The organism is Streptomyces thermospinosisporus, assembly GCF_039526425.1.
Classification (GTDB): Bacteria; Actinomycetota; Actinomycetes; order Streptomycetales; family Streptomycetaceae; genus Streptomyces; species Streptomyces thermocarboxydovorans.
This window is the reverse complement of sequence record NZ_BAAAIZ010000124.1, coordinates 1-16938: the sequence shown is the minus strand read 5'-3', so window position 1 is coordinate 16938 and position 16938 is coordinate 1. Positions and strand designations below refer to the sequence as shown.

The window sequence follows — 16938 nt, the reverse complement described above, 5'->3', positions numbered from 1 at the left end:
CGCCCCGGAGCGCCCCCGTCGGCGCGCCGCCCGGCGCGGCCGCGACCGGCGGGCGGAGATCGTGATGCCCGCCCCCGGCAGGGACCGGTTCGAGACCGGCGACGCCCCGCACATCGCGGTGGCCGGCGGCGGGATCGCCGGTCTCGCCGCCGCCACTGTGCTGGCCGAACGCGGCGCCCGGGTGACCCTCTACGAGCGCGAACCCGCGCTCGGCGGACGGCTCACCGGGACACCCACCCGGCTGGCCGACGGCTCCACGGCGACCATGACCCGCGGGTTCCACGCCTTCTTCCGCCAGTACTACAACCTGCGGGGCCTGCTGCGGCGCACCGACCCCGGCCTGACCGGCCTCACACCGCTGCCCGACTACCCGCTCCGCCACAGCGCCGGCCTCACCGACAGCTTCGCCCGCGTCCCGCGCACCCCGCCGCTCAGCGCACTCGGCTTCGTCGCGCTGAGCCCCACCTTCGGCCGGCGCGACCTCGCCGCCCTGGACGCGCGCGCGGCGCTGCCCCTCCTCGACGTCCGCGTGCCCGAGGTCTACGACCGCTACGACTCCCTCAGCGCCGCCGCCTTCCTGGAACGTGTCCGTTTCCCCGAGGCCGCCCACCACCTCGCCTTCGAGGTGTTCTCCCGCAGCTTCTTCGCCGACCCGCGGGAGCTGTCCGCCGCCGAACTGCTGCTGATGTTCCACATCTACTTCCTCGGTTCCGCCGAGGGCCTGCTCTTCGACGTGCCCGACGAGCCCTTCCCGCAGGCCCTCTGGGACCCGCTCGGCACCTACCTCGAGCGCCTCGGCGCGACCCTGCGCACCGGCACACCCGTGCATGCCGTACAGCCCCGCGAGGACGGGGGAGTGGAGCTGCGCACCGACACCGGGTCCCACCGGTACGACGCCGCGGTCCTCGCACTCGATCCCGGAGGGCTGCGCCGCCTCGTCGCCCATTCCCCGGACCTCGGCACCGAGTCCTGGCGCGACGACATCGCCGCGCTGCGCACCGCGCCGCCGTTCCTGGTCTCCCGGCTGTGGCTCGACCGCCCGGTGCGCGCGGACCGGCCCGGCTTCCTCGGCACCAGCGGCTACGACGGCCTGGACAACATCAGTGTCCTGGAACGCTACGAGGGCGAGGCCGCCCGCTGGGCCGCCCGCACCGGGGGCTCGGTCGTCGAACTGCACGCCTACGCGGTGCCCGACGGCACCGACCGGGACAAGGTGCAGCGGGTGCTGGTCGAGCAACTGCACCGGGTGTACCCGGAGACCCGCCCGGCGCGGATCGTCGACGCCCGCCACGCGTGGCACGACGACTGCCCGCTGTTCGAAGTCGGCACCTACCGGCGGCGCCCGGCCGTGCGGACACCGCACCCCCGGATCACCCTGGCCGGCGACGCGATCCGCTGCGACCTTCCCGTGGCGCTGATGGAACGAGCGGCCACCACCGGCTTCCTCGCGGCGGGCGCGCTGCTCGCCCGGTGGAACGTCAAGGGCCAGGTGCTGTGGACGGTGCCCCGAGCGGGCCGCTCCCGGATCCTGCGGGCCCTGAACGCCCTCGTCGGACGCTGATCCTTCCCGCGTTCAGCCGCTGATCCTTCCCGCGTTCAGCCGGGGAAGCGCCCCGCGCTCACTCGGTCGAGCGCCCCGTGCTCATCCCGGGAAGCGCCCCGTGCTGCGCAGTTCCCAGCGGCGCTCCGCGTAGGCGAGGTCGTCGCGCCACAGCCTGCCGGACGCACGGCGGATCAGCGGGCGCAGCACGGGTGCGGCAGCGGCGGCCAGGGCGAAGCCGCGCCGGTCCGAGGCGGCGACCACTGCCTCCACCACGGCGGTCCGGGGCCGTGCGGCGCCCTCGGCGGTCAGCGGCGTGGCATGGGTCTCCACCACGGAGGTGGCCCCCTCGCCCTCTGCGATCCGCATCACCACGGTGCGCGGCTCCGGCGCGGTGAACTCGGCCCGCACCGGCACCACCAGACGGCCCGCCACCCGGAACGACACCTCCACGACGTACGTGTCGTCCACCTCGCCGCCGGAACCGGCCTCCGGCGCCTGCGTCACCTGCAGATCGACGAACGAGTAGGGGTGGAACCAGGCGCCGTGCCACGGGTCCAGCCGGTTGGCGACGACGTCCTGCGGCTCGCACCTCCCCACCGCCGTGTGCACCGTGTCCACGGTCCGGCCCGGCGCGGGCCGCACCGGCACCACCGGACGCTCCAGCGGCTCCTCGCCGCCGACCGCGTCCAGCCGCACCCACACCAGCACTCCGTCGTCATGGACCGGGAACGGCTCCCAGCCCGCGAACGGGGCACCGTCCAGGGCGAGTCCGTGCCAGCGGCAGACCAGCTCCCCGCACACCACCGCCCCGGAACGCAGCGGAGCACCCAGGTGCGGGCACGCTCCCGGGCCCGCGTGCAGCTCCCCGGTGTCCGAGCGCCACAGCACCACCTCCACGCCGCCCACCGTCCGCCCGAGCGGCGGACCGCCGGCCCGTACGTCCCGCGAGGCGCCGACGACGAACCAGTTGCCCGACGGGCGGGCACCGGCCCGCTTCAGTGCGTCGGCGATCAGCGCAGGGCGCGCCGCACGCCAGGTCGGCTCCTGCCCCGACCATCCCGGCCCCCTGCGCCGCCGGCGCAACGGAGGCGTCCAACGGGCCCTGCCCGCACGCCCTTTACCCGTACGCTCACCGTTCCCGCGGTCACTCACGGCCCGCACTCCCTCCGCCGAACGCCTCCGCCTCTCTCCCGACCCCGGCCGGAGGGCGCACCGACGCCCTCGTGAACCGCCTGCGGCACCGCGCTCCCAGCACCTGCGCGACCCCTGCCGCGGCCGTCACCGCACGGCGCCCGCGCGAGACCACGGCACGGGAGTGCAGCACCCGGTAGTCGTGGCGGGCGATGGCGTCGAGGATGCCGCCGTACAGGACGAACGCGGTACGGATGCAGGGCCTGACCCTCGGGTCGAGCATCGCGATGCCCGGCTCCGCCTCCCGGTACACCCGCCGCGTCAGGGACTCGGCCGCCGTGAACGCCGCCCGGATGCGCGGGTCGTGGCGCCCCGTGCGCCGGCTCCACTCCAGCAGCTGCCGGTCCACGCCGTGGGCGGCCAGCAGATCCGCGGGCAGATAGACCCGGCCCCGGTCCAGGTCCTCGCCCACGTCCCGCAGGAAGTTGGTGAGCTGGAACGCCACCCCGAGCGCCGCCGCGTGCGGCGCCGCCTCCTCCCGGGGGACGACCGTCCCGAGCACCGGCAGCATCTGCAGCCCGATCACCGCCGCCGACCCGTGCATATAGGCGCGCAGATCGGCGTACGTCGGGTAGTCCGTGACACTGAGGTCGCTGCGCATCGAGGCCAGGAAGTCGGCGAACAGCGTGGGATCGATGGCGTACCGCTCGGCGGTGTCCGCCACCGCGCGCACCACGGGTTCGTCCCCGCCGCCGGTGCGCAGCCCGCGCGCCAGATCGCCCTCCAGACGCCTCAGCCTGCGGTCGCGCTCGGCGGGCGTCAGCCGCCGGTCCAGGTCGTCGACGATGTCGTCCGCCCAGCGTGCGAAGCCGTAGAGCGCGTGCACCGCGCTGCGGCGCTCCAGCGGCAGCAGACGGGTGGCCAGAAAGTAGGTCCTGCCGTGCCGGGCGTTCAGCCTGCGGCAGCACTGGTAGTCGGCGCGCAGTCCGGGATCCGTGATGCCCGCGGCGTCCAGTTCACGCCTGCTCATCGCTGCCCTCCCGGGTGGACACGGCGCCGGCCGCCCCGGCGCCGGGCACGGCGGACGGGTGGCACGGCGCACTCCGGCCGGAGCCCGGACCGGGCCCTGACGACACGGCTGAGGCGGCCGTCCGAGCGGGCCCACGCCGTGCCGGGACGCCGCCGGTGATCCGGGCGGCCGCCAGCTTGCCGCTGAGCAGCACCGTCGGCACCCCGACGCCCGGCGTCGTCCCGCACCCGGCGAGCACCACGTTCTCCAGACCGCGCACCAGGTTGCGCGGCCTGAACGGCCCGGTCTGCGCGAAGGTGTGGGACACCGAGAAGGGGCTGCCGGCGGCGTGGCCCCGGGCCGTCCAGTCCCACGGAGTCACCAGCATCTCCCGCTCGACGGAGGCCGCGAACCCGTCGAGGCCCCGCCGTTCGAGCTCGCCGACCAGCCGGTCCCGGTAGCGGGGACCCAGATCCCGCCAGGCCGTCGCGGACGGGCCCACCGTGGTGTTGGGGCAGGGCGCGAGGACGTAGTGCAGATGCCGGCCCGGCGGTGCCAGAGAGGTGTCGTGCGTGGTGGGCCGGGTGATGAGCAGGGACGGATCGCTCATCGGCTCCCCTTTTCGGGTCAGTTCGCCGAAGGTGCTCTCCCAGGCCGCCCCGAACGACAACGTGTGGTGCGCCAGATGGGACCAGGTGCGGTCGGTCCCGGCGTGCAGGATCACCGCGGACGGCGAGTGCCGCAGCCGCACCGGCCGCCGCGGCGCGCCGCCCAGCAGCCGGTGAGCGGTGGACAGTTCGCAGGTCAGCACCACCGCGTCACAGGCGATGCGCTCGCTGGATTCCAGCCGTACGGCCCGCACCCGTCCGGCCGAGCGCTCCAGCGACGCCACCCCGTCCGAGAAGCGGAACGCGGCACCGGCGTCGGCCGCCGCGTCCGCCATGGCCCTCGGCAGGGTGTGCATGCCGCCCTTGGGGAACCACACGCCCGCCACCGTGTCCATGTAGGCGATCACGGCGTACGCGGCGAGGGCACGGGCGGGGGCGACACCGGCGTACAGCGCCTGGAAGGAGAACACCCGGCGCAGCCGCGGATCGGACAGGAAGCGGCCGATCCGCCGGTCCAGACGGCCGAACCCGCCCAGCGCCGCGAGCCGCGCCAGGTCCGGGTGCAGCAGCTGCAGCGGCGAGTCGAAGTTCGTGTCGATGAAGTGCGACAGCTGCGCCCGGTACAGCTGCCGCAGCCAGCGGCGCAGCCGGCGGTAGCCCGCGGCCTCCTCCGGCCCGGCGAAGCGCCGCACCTCCTCCTCCATCGCCTCGCCGTCGGTGTGGACGTCGAGCAGGGACCCGTCGGCGAACTGCGCCCGGTACGCCGGGTGCAGCCCCAGCAGCTCGACCCGCCGGGCGAGGCTGTCGCCGACGGCGGCGAAGGCCTCGTCGGCGAACTCGGGCATCGTGAGCACCGTCGGCCCGGTGTCCACCTGGTAGCCGCCGAGCCGCACCCGGCCCGCACGGCCGCCGGGACCCGGATCGCGCTCGACGACCGTCACCCGGCGCCCGGAGCCCAGCAGATGCAGCGCACACGCCAGCCCGGAGAGCCCGGCGCCCACGACGACGACATGATCGGTGCGTCCCGGTACCGTCCTCATGCGTCCCCCTCGGTGCCCGCGAGGGCCACGCCGGAGGCGCGCCGGACCAGCGCCGCGAACTCCCGCCGCACGGCCTCGGGCGCGCCGGTGCGCGCGAAGTGCTCCACGCCGCCGGCCGCCAGCTCCGCGATCCTCGACTCCATCACGGCACGGGCGCCGGTACGTTCCAGCGCCGCCCGCATGCGCGCCACGTCGGCGTCCGACCGGGGGTGCGCGCCCGGCGCCAGCGCCTCGGCGGCCTCCTGGTCCCCGGAGGCCTCCGCGAGCCGCAGGCCGACGGCCAGCAGACAGGTGAGCTTGCGGCCGCGCAGATCGTCGTCGGCCGGTTTGCCGGTCACCGCCGGGTCGCCGAAGGCGCCGAGCAGATCGTCCCGGAACTGGAAGGCGAGACCCGCACAGCGCCCGGCCCGGCGCAGCGCGTCCAGGGTGCGCGGCTCGGCGGCGGTCAGCGCCGCGCCCAGCGCCAGCGGGCGTTCCACCGAGTACAGGGCGCTCTTCAGCGTGGCGATCGACACCGCCTCGTCGACGCCGCCGTCACCCGTCGCCTGCGCATGCAGGTCGCGGTACTGACCGGCGACCATCTCGCCGCGCATGGCCCGCCATTCGCCGTGCAGCCGGGTCCCGTGGGGCGACTCCAGCGCCGTCTCGGTGAGCAGATCGTCCGCCCAGGTCAGCGCCAGATCACCGGCCAGTACCGCGGCTGCGGCGCCGAACGACTCCGGCGCGCCGGTCATCCGGGCGGCGCGGTGCATGCGGGCGAGGTCCACGTGCACGGCGAGGGCGCCCCGGCGCAGCGGCGAGCCGTCCATCAGGTCGTCGTGTATGAGGGCGCAGGCCTGGAGCAGTTCCAGGGCCGCGCCGGTGCGCAGCACCGCCGAGGCGTCACCGGTCCCGCCCGCCGCCCGCCAGCCGCACCAGACGAACGCGGTGCGCAGCCGCTTCCCGCCGCGCCGCACCAGCGCGCCGACCCGGCCGGCCACATCCCGGGCGAACACCGCGTCCACCTCGCCGGCCTGCCGCATCCCCGCGTCGAGCACCTCGTCGAGGAGCGCCTCCACGTGCCGCACTGCATCCAGCGCCGAACGCGGCCGGCCGGGGTCCGCGCCCTCCGTGCACGGCACGGTGGCGCGTCCGCCCGCGTCCGCCGTGGTCGTCCGCAGTCGCAGCATGGGCAAGCCCCTCTCGCTCCCGGTCACCTGCACCCCGTTGTTCTGCCGCAGAGCCGTTCCCGGATGGGCGTATTCCTGCCCGATGCGCGGGCGTCGCCCGACACACCTCACTCCACCGGCCGAGCCCCGGTTCCTGCTGCCGGAGCCCGAGGGCCGCTGCCGGTCAGCCCCGGTCGGCGGGGGCCCGAGGCCCGTGCAACGGTCAGTCCCGGTCGCGGGCCCGCCGGAACCGTGCCAGTCCCTCACCGAGGTCGATCAGCGGCGACGGGTATCCCAGGCCATCCCGCTCACGCTCGGGCAGCCGCCACGGCTCGTGCACCAGCGGGCTCTCCACCGCCCGCAGCTCCGGCACCCAGCGGCGCACATACGCGCCCTCCGGGTCGAAGCGCTTGCCCTGCACCACCGGATTGAGCACCCGGTGCGGCCGGGTGTCGGTGCCGGTTCCCGCGACCCACTGCCAGTTGAGCTGGTTGCTGACGATGTCGCCGTCCACCAGCCAGACCAGGAAGTGCCGGGCACCGATCCGCCAGTCCGCGTACAGGGTCTTGGTGAGGAAACTCGCCGCCAGCAGACGCGCCCGGTTGTGCATCCAGCCCTCCTCGCGCAGCTGGCGCATCGCCGCGTCGACCATCGGATAGCCGGTGCGCCCGGCACGCCAGGCCTCGATGTCCCGCGCCGCGTCCTCCTCGGTGCGCCAGTGGTCGCCGCGGGTGCGGTAGTCGCGCACCGACGACTCCGGGCGGGCCGCCAGCACCTGGTGGTGGAAATCCCGCCAGCACAGCTGCCGCACGAACGCCTCCGCCCCGGGGCCGCCCGCCCCGCGGGCACGCCGCACCACCTCCACCGCGGACAGCGCGCCGAAGTGCAGATACGGCGAGAGACGTGACGTGGCGTCACCGGCCAGGTCGTCCTGCCGGTCCGCGTAGCCGGACAGGCCGGACCGCGCCCAGCGCGCGAACCGTTCCCGGCCCGCCGACTCGCCGCCGGCCGGCAGGCCGGGCGACACACCGGACACCTCGGCGCGGCTCGCCGGCGCCTCGCCCCGCACCACCTCGGGCACGCGCACACCGCGCGGCGCCGGACACACCTCCCGCAGCCGCTCCGCCGACCAGCGGCGCAGATACGGCGTGAAGACCGCGTAGTGGTCGCCGTTCGCCGGGACCACCGCGCCGGGCGGGACCGCGGTCACCACCGCGTCGTGCACCCGCAGCGCCACCCCGCGTTCCCCGAGCGCCTTGCGCAGCAGCTCCTCCCGCCGGTGCGCGAACCGGGTGACACCCGCCGCCAGATGCACCTCGGCGGCATGGCACTCGGCGACGACCGAGCAGACCTCCCGGACCACCGGGCCGCTGCGCACCACCAGCCGGCCACCGCGCCTGCGCAGTCCGGCATCCAGGTCGGTGAGGCAGTCGGCGAGGAAGGCGGCCCGGTTCGGCACGTCGAAGCCCGCCGCGTGCACCGCGGGATCGCGCACGAACAGCGGCACCACCTCGTCGGCGGCCGCCAGCGCGGCCCGCAGCGGCGGATGGTCGTGCAGACGCAGATCCGAGGTAAACAGGACGACCGCGACGGTCATGGTGCGACTCCAGATGGTGCGTGGGGTGACGGAGCGGCCGGCCGTGATCCGGGCGCCCCTACCGTCTGCTTCTCGCCCGGCCCGCCTGCTGGATGCGCCCGGTGTGCTCCTGCGCGTCCACAGCCTTCGCCGCCGCCCGCGTGATGTTGCGGGCCATGCCGCCGAACACCACGGAGTGGAAGGGGGAGACGGCCCACCAGTAGGCGTGGCCCAGCAGCCCGCGCGGATGGAACAGGGCGCGCTGCCGGTAGCGGGTACGGCCCGCCTCGTCCGTCTCGGCGTGCATCTCCAGCCAGGCCAGGCCCGGCAGCCGCATCTCCGCGCGCAGCCGCAGCAGCCGGCCCGGCTCGATCTCCTCGACCCGCCAGAAGTCCAGCGCCTCGCCCACCCGCAGATGCTGGGCGTCGCGCCGGCCGCGGCGCAGCCCGACCCCGCCGGCGAACCGGTCCAGCCAGCCGCGCACCGCCCACGCCAGCGGGAACGAGTACCAGCCGTTGTCGCCGCCGATGCCCTCGATCACCCGCCACAGCGCCTGGCGCGGCGCGTCGACCGTCGCCTGCCGTTCGTCCTGGTAGAGGCTGCCGCCCGCCCAGTCCGGGTCCGTCGGCAGCGGATCGCTGGGCGCTCCCGGCACCGAGGCCGAGGACCAGCGGGTGGCGACCTGCGCCTGCCGCACCCGGCGCAGCGCCAGCGCCAGCGCCTCGTCGAACGGCAGCGGCCGGCCCGGCAGGTCGGGGACATGGCGGGCGATGTCGTGCTCGTGGCAGACGACCTCGTGCCGCAGCGATTCCGTCAGCGGCCGGGCCAGACCGGCCGGCACCGGGGTGACCAGCCCGACCCACAGACTGGACAGCTTCGGGGTGAGCACCGGCACGGGCACCACGATCCGCCGCCGCAGACCGGCGACGGCGGCGTACCGCTGCATCATCTCCTGGTACGTCAGCACGTCCGGACCGCCGATGTCGAAGGCCCGGTTCACGTCCGCCGGCATGCCGGCCGAGCCGGCCAGATACCGCAGCACGTCCCGCACCCCGATGGGCTGGACCCGGGTGCGCACCCAGCCCGGGGTCACCATCACCGGCAGGCGCTCGGTCAGATAGCGCAGCATCTCGAAGGAGGCCGAACCGGAGCCGATCACCACCGCCGCACGCAGCACGGTCGCCGGCACCGGCCCGTCCAGGAAGATCCGCCCGACCTCGGCACGGGACCGCAGATGCGGCGACAGCTCCGCCTCCGGCACGCCCCGCGGGGTGAGCCCGCCGAGATAGACGATCCGCCGGACGCCCGCCGCATGCGCCTGCTCGGCGAAGATCCGCGCCGCCCGCCGGTCGGTGTCCTCGAAGCCGGAGCCGCTGCCGAGGGCGTGCACCAGGTAGTAGGCGACGTCGATGCCGCGCAGGGCGGCGGCGACCCCGTCGGCGTCCGTCACGTCCCCGCGCACCGTCTCGGCCTGGTCCGCCCACGGATGGTCGCGCAGCTTGCCGGGGGAGCGGGCCAGACACCGCACCCGGTGACCGGCCTCCAGCAGCTCCGGCACCAGACGCCCGCCGATGTACCCGGACGCGCCGGTCACCAGGCAGTGCAGTCCCTCCGGGCGAGGCTGTCCGTCCATGTCCACCTGTCTGCCTCCGGGCTGCGGCTGATGGCCCCTGGTCCGATCATGTCCGCCGAGCCGCGACTCCGCCCGCCGGCGGCGCGGCCGCCCCGCACGGTCCGCCGTCCCGCCGACAGCCCTCATAGGGGGCAGAACGGCCGAAAACGGGGCGGCGGGCGTCGCCGCGCCCTGATAGTCCGTAAGGGGCGACGCCTGCTGACGCACTGCTGACGCCCGCCGACGCACGAGACGCAGGCGAACCCTGGGAACGACCGGGCGACATGAGAACCACCGCGGAGGGCACACGAGTCACCAGCACGGGCGGTCAGCGAACCGGCCGTGCCCGAGGGACGGAGACGCACCGATGGCGCAGACGGACACCCCTGGTGAGCACGCGAGCGTGCTGCGGCTCCCGGGGATCGTGCTGGGCGTGGGCCTCGGCGGATTCGCCGACGGCATCCTGCTGCACCAGCTGCTGCAGTGGCACCACATGCTCACCAGCACCGACCAGGACCGCATCGGCGTGAAGTACTACGACCCCGACACCGTCCCCGGGCTGCGCATGAACACCGTGTGGGACGGCATCTTCCACACCGTGTGCTGGCTGGCGGTCCTGACCGGGCTCGCGATCCTCTACGCCCGGGTCACCCAGGACCGGCGGCGGGTGTGGACCTCCCGGGTGCTGTGGGGCTGGATGCTCGTCGGCTGGGGGCTGTTCAACCTCGTCGAGGGCGTCCTCGACCACCACGTCCTGGGCATCCACCACGTCTACGCCGGTGACGGACAGCTCTGGTGGGACCTCGCGTTCCTCCTCATGGGCGCCCTTCTGGTCGGCGGCGCGCTGCTGCTGCAACGCGGCGGCCGCCCCCTCGCCCTCCCCGCCGGCGCACCGGGGCCCGACGCCCGATGAACCACCCCGCCCACCACCACGCGCCGGAAACCGGAACCGGCCCGCTGGAGACACTGCTGCCCGCGCTCGCCCTGCTGATCTGCGCCGCCGGCTACCTGCTGCTCGCCCGCACGGCCCGCCGCCGCAACCCGGCGCTGGGCTGGAGCGCACGGCGCACCGCCGCCTTCACCGCCGGCCTGCTCCTGCTGGCCGCGAGCCTTTTGCCACCCCTCGCCCCCTTCGCGAGCGCCGACTTCCGCGGCCACATGGTCCAGCACCTCCTCGTCGGCATGTACGCCCCGCTGCTGCTGGTCCTCGGCGCCCCGGTCACCCTCCTGCTGCGGACCCTGCCCGCGGCCTCGGCCCGCCGGCTCACCGCGGTGCTGCACAGCCGGCCCGCCCGCCTCCTCACCCACCCGGCCGTCGCTCTGCTGCTGTCCACCGGCAGCCTCGCGCTCCTCTACTTCACCCCGCTGCACAACGCCGCCGCGGCCCACCCCGCCGGGACCTGGCTGATCCTCGTCCACTTCCTGCTCTCCGGATGCCTCTTCGCCCACGCCATCGCCGGCCCCGACCCGGCCCCCGCCCGCCCCGGCGTGCCCGCGCGCCTGGTCTTCCTCGGTCTCGCCATCGCCTCACACGCCGTGATGTCGCAGCTGATGTACGGCGGCTACCGGGTCCAGGTGCACGCACCCGCCGCCGAGGTCAGGGGCGGCGCGGAGATCATGTACTACGGCGGGGACATCGCCGAGCTGCTGCTCGCCGCGGCCCTGGTGACCACCTGGCGCCCCGTGCGCCGCCCCCGGCCCGCCCTGCCGGCCCGCCGCACCAGCCCCTCGTCCGCCTGATCCGGCGGATGCCCGGCCCGCGCTGGCGACGGCGCGGAAGCGGGGTGACCATGACGGGAGCGCGAGCCGGGGGAGGGGCGAGCCGTCTGGTCACCTCCGGAGGAACACGGTGGACATGCTGGTGCCGGTCCTGTTCGCCCTGGGCGCCGCCCTCAGCAACGCCCTGGCCACCGTCCTCCAGCGCAAGGCCGCCCTCAGCGTCCCCCGCTCCGACCAGCTGCGCGCCGGTCTGCTGCTCGACCTGCTGCGCCGCCCCGTCTGGCTCGCCGGGATCGCCGCCGTGGTGGCAGCGGCGGTCTGCCAGGCGGTGGCCCTGGCCACCGGCCCGCTGACCATCGTCCAGCCGCTGTTCGTGCTGGAACTGCCGCTCGCCCTGATCATCGCCACCATGCTGCTGCACGGGCGGCTGTCCCCGGCCGGCTGGGCCGCCGTCGCCGCCGTGGTGACCGGGCTCGCCGTGGCCCTCGCCGCCGCGTCACCGGCCGGCAACCGCACCCAGGTGCCGATGGACCACTGGATCCCCGCACTCACGGTGTGCACGGCCGCTCTCGTCGCCCTGGTGGCCGCCGGCCTGCGCCGGCCCGAGGGCAGGGCGCGTGCCGCCTGCCTCGGACTGGCCACCGCCGTCGCCTACGCGACGACCGCCGCGCTGATGAAGACCTCCATGCACACCCTCGACGACGGCGGCATCACCGCCTTCCTCACCACCTGGCAGACCTACGGCTTCGCCCTGTACGGCGCCGCGGCGCTGTTCCTGCTGGAGCACGCGCAGGCGCGCAGGTTCCCAGAATCTCGGACGGCAACGGGCGTGAACCCGTACGCGAGTCTTTCGATTCGGTTTCCGGGCGGGCGAGTTCGCCGAGGTAAGAGGACAAGGAGCATGTTGATTTTGGGGTTGCGGAGGTGTGTGAGGCAGGCTCTGCCTATGGCTGACGACGCTGACACCTCCATGGATCCTGGAGTTCTGGATGTCCTGAGCAGACGGGTCCTCGGGGGTGCGCTGGTCGTCGACGAGCGGCGGCTGTCGGGCGGCTTCAGCAGCGACAACCTGCTGCTGCGCACCGACCGGGGGAAGTCGTTCGTGCTGTGGCGTTATCCGAGGAGGAACACGTGTGCCCTGGAGGCGGTGCTGATGGAGCTGGTCCGGGAGCGGGTGTCGGTTCCCGAGGTCGTCTACGCCGACGACGGTGGGGATCTGCTGGGTGAGCCGTTCATACTGACGCGCTTCGCCCCCGGGGTGCCGTTGACGTCGGTGTTCGCTGGCGCGGCGGAGGAGGACGGCCCGCAGCTGGCCGAGGCGGTGGCCGAGGTACTGGTCGCGATCCACTCGGTACGGTTCGGCCGGCCCGGCTTCTTCTCCGACGGCGATCTGCGGCCTGACGCCACACCGCCGGAGCATCACGACGATCTGGCGGCCTTCGTCGAGGCCGCCGTGGCCCGGGGGAACGCGGCTGCGGCGCTGTCGGAGGCCGAGCAGCAGGCGCTGGTGGAGCTCGGCGCCCAGTGCGCGCCGCTGGTGGCCGAGACCGCCGGGGCCGATCAGCTGGTGCACTCGGACTGCAACCCCAAGAACCTGCTCATGCGCCCGGGCGACCGTGGGTCGTGGCGCGTGTCTGCGGTGCTGGACTGGGAGTACGCCTTCTCCGGCTCCGGCCTGTTCGATCTGGGCAACCTGCTGCGCTTCCCCCAGGACCTCTCCCCGGGTTTCGCCGAGCACTTCCCCGGGGCGTACGAGAAGGCCGGCGGAGTGCCGCCGGGCCGGTGGCGGGAGATCAGTGAGGCGCTCGATCTGTTCGCGCTGTCGGATCTACTCACCCGCTCACCGGACCATCCGCTGTTCGCACCGGCTGCGGCAGCCATCCGGGAACGGCTCACCCGGCACCGCTGAAACGTGTGGCGGCACCAGCCCGGCAGCAGGAGGCTCCCGGAACCCCGGCCTTACGAGGCGGTTCCCGCCATGGCGACGAGCACTTTCCGCTCTCCCCGGTACGGGAGGTGTCCGTGGGCCACGGCGGTGTTATCGACGAGCAGTATGTCGCCCTGCTCCCAGGGCTCGGCCCACCTGCACGTCGTGAAGGTGCCGTTGATCGTTTCGATGTCGCTGTCCGGGATGAGGGTTCCGTCGCCGAAGCTGGCGTTGCGCGGCAGGTGGTCGGCGGGCAGCTGGCGTACGGCGGCGGCGATCTCGCCGGGCAGGGCCGCGGGGTGGAATAGGTTGGCCTGGTTGAGCCAGACGAGGGAGCCGGTTGCGGCCTGCGTGTGGGTGGCCTGCGCGATCTGGACGGTGTGCAGGACCGTGCCGTCGTCGTGCCACTCGGTGGTGATCCCGGTCTCGGCGCACAGCCGGTCGACCTCGGCTCGGTCTTCGGTCTGGAAGGTGTCGGCCCAGGAGACGTCGAGCCCGGGCCGGTACCAGCGGTCGTAGCGGACGCCGTGGGCTTGGAAGCGGGTGACGAGGTCGGCGGGGAGGCGTTCGAGGACCTGGGCGGTGGAAGCGAGCGGGGTCTCACCGCCGCTGCTAGCGGGGGTGGTGCACCAGAAGCCGAGCACGGCCGGCCAGGTGGCGGCGTAGGACTGCTCGCTGTGCAGGTGGATGGCCTGGTCACTGCGGTACTCGGTGGAGGTGAGCACCTGTCCCCGGACACGGGTGCGCGGGGTGGACCGGTTGACGTACTCCAGCAGCGGGGCGTCGGCGCCGAGCGCGACGCTCTGCCCGAACGACTCAGCGGTGACAGCGGTGCCGCGCAGCCTGAGCGCGCCATAGTCGGCAGCAGGGCGCGCACAGTGTGCAGATGGGCACGGGTCCAGTCGAGCACGGCGACAGGACCGCCGTCGACGTCCACGAATACGGGCTGCCACGGGCCGGTCGTCGCCTCACACAGGGCCGGGCCGTGGGAACGGATCGAGGTGGTGGCGTGTTGGCTCATTACTTCTCCTGAGGGTGAGTTGCGCCGATAGAGTCAGGAGGCGACTCCTTCCGGACTTGCCTTCGAACCGGAGGCGGTCCCCTCGGGGCCCGCCCGGCCGCGTGCGCCGTGAGCCCCTCATGCCCGTGCCGTCTTCGATGTCTGTGAGCTCCGTCATGCCCGCGCCCACGCCCCGCGAACTCGCCGACCTGCCCTATGCCGGCTACCTGGAGCCGTTGCGCGGCGAACTGGAGCGGGAGGGCGACTACGACTCCGTCCACGCCGACGGAAACACGTTCGCGGACGCCGACGCCGGCAGTGCCCGGTTCACCGAGTCAGCGTTCTCCTCGGTGACGTTCACCCAGGGCCGCATGCGGCGAGCCCGGTTCAACGACGTGTGGATGCACACTGTCCGCTGGGTCGGCACCGATCTGGCCGAGTCGAACTGGCTGGACGCGGAGATCATCGCGAGTGCGCTGGCGGGCGTGGAAATCTTCAGTGCGGAGCTGCGCCGGGTGTCCTTCTTCAACTGCAAGTTCGACTCGGTGAACCTGGGCACCACCACGCTGCAGGACGTGGTATTCGTGGACTGCCTTCTGCGGGACGTCGACTTCGGTGGCGCGACGCTGACCGGCGTGACCTTCCCTGGCTCGACGCTGGACGGGGTGCGGTTCGGCAAGGCGCAGTTGAAGAAGGTCGACCTGCGCGGCGCTGTGGCCCTGGGGATCGCATACGGGATCGACGCGCTGAAGGGCGCCACCATCAGCAGTACGCAGCTGCTGGACCTCGCCCCGGCGTTCGCCCAGGCGCTCGGCGTCACGGTCAAGGACCGCTGACGCTCTGGTGCCCGTTCTCACGCGTACTCCATCAGCGAGCCGACCGCATCGAGGACGCGGTCGGTGTCGGGCAGGTAGTGCTCCCTAGACGGGGCGCGGGGTGGGGGACGTCCAGGCCAGTGACGCGCCGGATCGACGCTTCGATGTGGTAGAAGCACGTTTCGGTGAGCCGGGCGGCCAGTTCGGCACTGTAGCCGCCGAAGCCGACCGCCTCGTGGATGACAAGGGCGCGCACGTCGACGACCTCCAGGTCCCAGCCGGCGGCCGTGGCGTGCTCGGCGGCGTCTAGTAGTACTCCGTTAGGTTGCTCTGGCTCTTCCGCTTGGGCTGGTAGCGGATGTTCTGGGCAGGGGGCGGTAGCAGGTGGTGCAGGTGCCGGTCCAGCAGTTCAGCAGGTCCTGGATGGTGTCGAGGATCTGGTAGAGGGTGAGCCCGCTGTATCGGCTTTTGGGGCCAGGCGCTGTTCGGTGAGGAACGCGTGGGCGGCGGTGACCAGGGTGACGTGGTGGTGCCAGCCGGTCCAGGAACGTCCCTCGAAGTGGTCCAGGCCGAGGCCGTGCTTGAGTTCCCGGTAGTCGTGCTCGATGCGCCAGCGGATCTTGGCCAGGCGGACCAGTTCGGCCGGCGGGGTGCCGGCGGGCAGGCTGGACAGCCAGTAGTCGGTGGGTGCTTCGGCGTCCTCGGGCCATTCGACCAGCAGCGTCACCTCGGGCAGGACGCCGTCCCAGTGGCCGTGCCCGGCAGCGGCGGCGGCCTGGGCCAGGCGGCGGGAGCGGACCCCGGCCGGCCGCACCCGCAGCACCAGAAAGCGCGAGCGCATCGGCCCGCGTGAGCCTTCACGCCAGGTCACCTCGGTGAACGCCTGCCGTCCATGGCAGGCCGCCAGGGCGGCCACCGAGGACGGCTTGTCGCGGTAGCGGGGCTGCGGCCTGCGGCCGTTTCCGGACCAGGCCGGGGCGGTGGGCCGCACGTCGTGCGGGTGGACCGTCACGTCCGAACGGATGACCACGACATAGCCGATGCCCCGCTCACTCAGGCCGTCGCGGAAGTCGGCGTTCTGCCCGTAACCGGCGTCGGCCACCACCACCGGCGGCACCAGCCCCCACCCGGCCAGCTCGTCGAGGATGTCCAGGGCCAGGCGCCACTTCTCCCGGTGCCCGACCTCCTGCGGTATCCCGGTCTTCTGCCGCCGCACGGCATCGTCCGCCCACTCCTGCGGCACGAACAACCGCCACTGCAGCGGACAGGAGGCGGTGTCGGAGACCGCGTGCACGCTCACCGCGACCTGGCAGTTGGCCTGTTTGCCCAGCGCCCGCAGTACTGGTGCTCGACCGCCACCGACATTTTCCCGTCCTTGGGGAACGACACGTCATCGACCGCCCAGGCATCCGGGCCGATTCTCGGCACCATCCGCTCCGCGATCCGCCGCCGCACCGGCACCGGATCCCAGGTCGACTGGTTCACGAACTGCTGCAGGTTCTGCTCGTTGCCGTCCGGCAGCCGTTCCGCCATCGGCTGGATCGACTTCCGCCGTCCGTCCAGCATCAGTCCCCGCAGATAGCAGTCGCCCTTCGCCCGCTGATCCTTGCGCGGCACCGACGAAAACACGTCAGCTACGAATAACGCCAACGTCGCCCGAGCACGGTTCACTTCATGTGCGTCCACACCCCCAACATGCCCCCAAACAGGACCCCGAGACAGACCTAACGGAGTACTACTAGGGCGAGGGTCTATCAGGAATTAGGTGTGATTCGTCTGTTTGGCCTACGAGTTGATTGGTGGGCTGTTC

The 16938-nt window shown here is 73.6% G+C and carries 13 protein-coding genes and 2 pseudogenes; 6 read left to right on the top strand and 9 right to left on the bottom strand.

The annotated features are described in order from the left end of the window. The coding region (locus ABD207_RS30180; protein ID WP_344016451.1) for an FAD-dependent oxidoreductase at positions 1-1561 on the top strand (1561 nt) is incomplete at its 5' end. Positions 1562-1642: 81 nt separating this feature from the next. Here the strand turns inward: ABD207_RS30180 and ABD207_RS30175 are convergent. The 6 genes from ABD207_RS30175 to ABD207_RS30150 all read right to left on the bottom strand — a co-directional run bounded on the left by ABD207_RS30175 (position 1643) and on the right by ABD207_RS30150 (position 9688). Next, on the bottom strand, positions 1643-2626 hold the full coding sequence (locus tag ABD207_RS30175) for a DUF5914 domain-containing protein (RefSeq protein ID WP_344016450.1): 984 nt from the start codon (positions 2624-2626) through the stop codon (positions 1643-1645). A 61-nt stretch (positions 2627-2687) separates the two neighbouring features. Next, entirely contained in the window at positions 2688-3704 is a 1017-nt protein-coding gene (locus ABD207_RS30170) for a phytoene/squalene synthase family protein (protein ID WP_344016449.1), read from the bottom strand. Next, positions 3691-5331, bottom strand: a complete 1641-nt coding sequence (gene crtI / locus ABD207_RS30165; RefSeq protein WP_344016448.1) for a phytoene desaturase family protein — start codon at positions 5329-5331, stop codon at positions 3691-3693. Before crtI ends, ABD207_RS30170 begins: the two co-directional genes overlap by 14 nt. Beyond that, a complete protein-coding gene (locus ABD207_RS30160; protein ID WP_344016447.1) occupies positions 5328-6500 on the bottom strand; it encodes a polyprenyl synthetase family protein in 1173 nt (390 codons plus the stop codon). Before ABD207_RS30160 ends, crtI begins: the two co-directional genes overlap by 4 nt. Before the next feature lie 202 nt (positions 6501-6702). After that, a complete protein-coding gene (locus tag ABD207_RS30155) occupies positions 6703-8076 on the bottom strand; it encodes a cryptochrome/photolyase family protein (RefSeq protein WP_344016445.1) in 1374 nt (457 codons plus the stop codon). 58 nt (positions 8077-8134) lie between these two features. After that, complete coding sequence (locus ABD207_RS30150) at positions 8135-9688, bottom strand: SDR family oxidoreductase (protein WP_344016444.1); 1554 nt, start codon at positions 9686-9688, stop codon at positions 8135-8137. Positions 9689-10034: 346 nt separating this feature from the next. Here ABD207_RS30150 and ABD207_RS30145 point away from each other — a divergent pair, with 346 nt between their 5' ends. The 4 genes and pseudogenes from ABD207_RS30145 (at position 10035) to ABD207_RS30130 (ending at position 13295) form a co-directional block, all read left to right on the top strand. Beyond that, entirely contained in the window at positions 10035-10580 is a 546-nt protein-coding gene (locus ABD207_RS30145; RefSeq protein WP_344016443.1) for a DUF2243 domain-containing protein, read from the top strand. After that, positions 10577-11407 carry a cytochrome c oxidase assembly protein gene (locus ABD207_RS30140; RefSeq protein ID WP_344016441.1) on the top strand — a complete coding sequence of 277 codons (831 nt, stop codon included), beginning with the start codon at positions 10577-10579 and terminating at the stop codon, positions 11405-11407. Before ABD207_RS30145 ends, ABD207_RS30140 begins: the two co-directional genes overlap by 4 nt. A gap of 115 nt (positions 11408-11522) precedes the next feature. Further along, positions 11523-12176: pseudogene (locus ABD207_RS30135) on the top strand (DMT family transporter); the annotation flags it as partial. A 111-nt stretch (positions 12177-12287) separates the two neighbouring features. Next, the gene (locus ABD207_RS30130) at positions 12288-13295 is read left to right on the top strand and encodes a phosphotransferase family protein (protein ID WP_344016472.1); all 1008 of its coding nucleotides are present in this window, start codon (positions 12288-12290) and stop codon (positions 13293-13295) included. Between the two features lie 50 nt (positions 13296-13345). Here ABD207_RS30130 and ABD207_RS30125 read toward each other — a convergent pair whose 3' ends face one another. After that, complete coding sequence (locus tag ABD207_RS30125; protein WP_344016440.1) at positions 13346-14266, bottom strand: TauD/TfdA family dioxygenase; 921 nt, start codon at positions 14264-14266, stop codon at positions 13346-13348. 223 nt (positions 14267-14489) lie between these two features. On the opposite strand from ABD207_RS30125, the gene ABD207_RS30120 reads away from it, so the two are divergent. Continuing rightward, complete coding sequence (locus ABD207_RS30120) at positions 14490-15149, top strand: pentapeptide repeat-containing protein (RefSeq protein WP_344016438.1); 660 nt, start codon at positions 14490-14492, stop codon at positions 15147-15149. Positions 15150-15180: 31 nt separating this feature from the next. Here the strand turns inward: ABD207_RS30120 and ABD207_RS30115 are convergent, their stop codons facing one another. Then, entirely contained in the window at positions 15181-15384 is a 204-nt protein-coding gene (locus ABD207_RS30115; protein WP_425580872.1) for a transketolase C-terminal domain-containing protein, read from the bottom strand. Between the two features lie 153 nt (positions 15385-15537). Next, positions 15538-16814 (bottom strand): annotated as a pseudogene (locus ABD207_RS30110) (IS701 family transposase). Between the last annotated feature and the right edge of the window lie 124 nt (positions 16815-16938).

What these genes read in the sequence shown, in the direction of transcription:
- ABD207_RS30170 (WP_344016449.1), bottom strand. Translation starts at nt 3,704, where the DNA reads ATGAGCAGGCGTGAACTGGACGCCGCGGGCATCACGGATCCCGGACTG.
- crtI (WP_344016448.1), bottom strand. Translation starts at nt 5,331, where the DNA reads ATGAGGACGGTACCGGGACGCACCGATCATGTCGTCGTCGTGGGCGCC.
- ABD207_RS30160 (WP_344016447.1), bottom strand. Translation starts at nt 6,500, where the DNA reads ATGCTGCGACTGCGGACGACCACGGCGGACGCGGGCGGACGCGCCACC.
- ABD207_RS30155 (WP_344016445.1), bottom strand. Translation starts at nt 8,076, where the DNA reads ATGACCGTCGCGGTCGTCCTGTTTACCTCGGATCTGCGTCTGCACGAC.
- ABD207_RS30150 (WP_344016444.1), bottom strand. Translation starts at nt 9,688, where the DNA reads ATGGACGGACAGCCTCGCCCGGAGGGACTGCACTGCCTGGTGACCGGC.
- ABD207_RS30145 (WP_344016443.1), top strand. Translation starts at nt 10,035, where the DNA reads ATGGCGCAGACGGACACCCCTGGTGAGCACGCGAGCGTGCTGCGGCTC.
- ABD207_RS30140 (WP_344016441.1), top strand. Translation starts at nt 10,577, where the DNA reads ATGAACCACCCCGCCCACCACCACGCGCCGGAAACCGGAACCGGCCCG.
- ABD207_RS30130 (WP_344016472.1), top strand. Translation starts at nt 12,288, where the DNA reads ATGTTGATTTTGGGGTTGCGGAGGTGTGTGAGGCAGGCTCTGCCTATG.
- ABD207_RS30120 (WP_344016438.1), top strand. Translation starts at nt 14,490, where the DNA reads ATGCCCGCGCCCACGCCCCGCGAACTCGCCGACCTGCCCTATGCCGGC.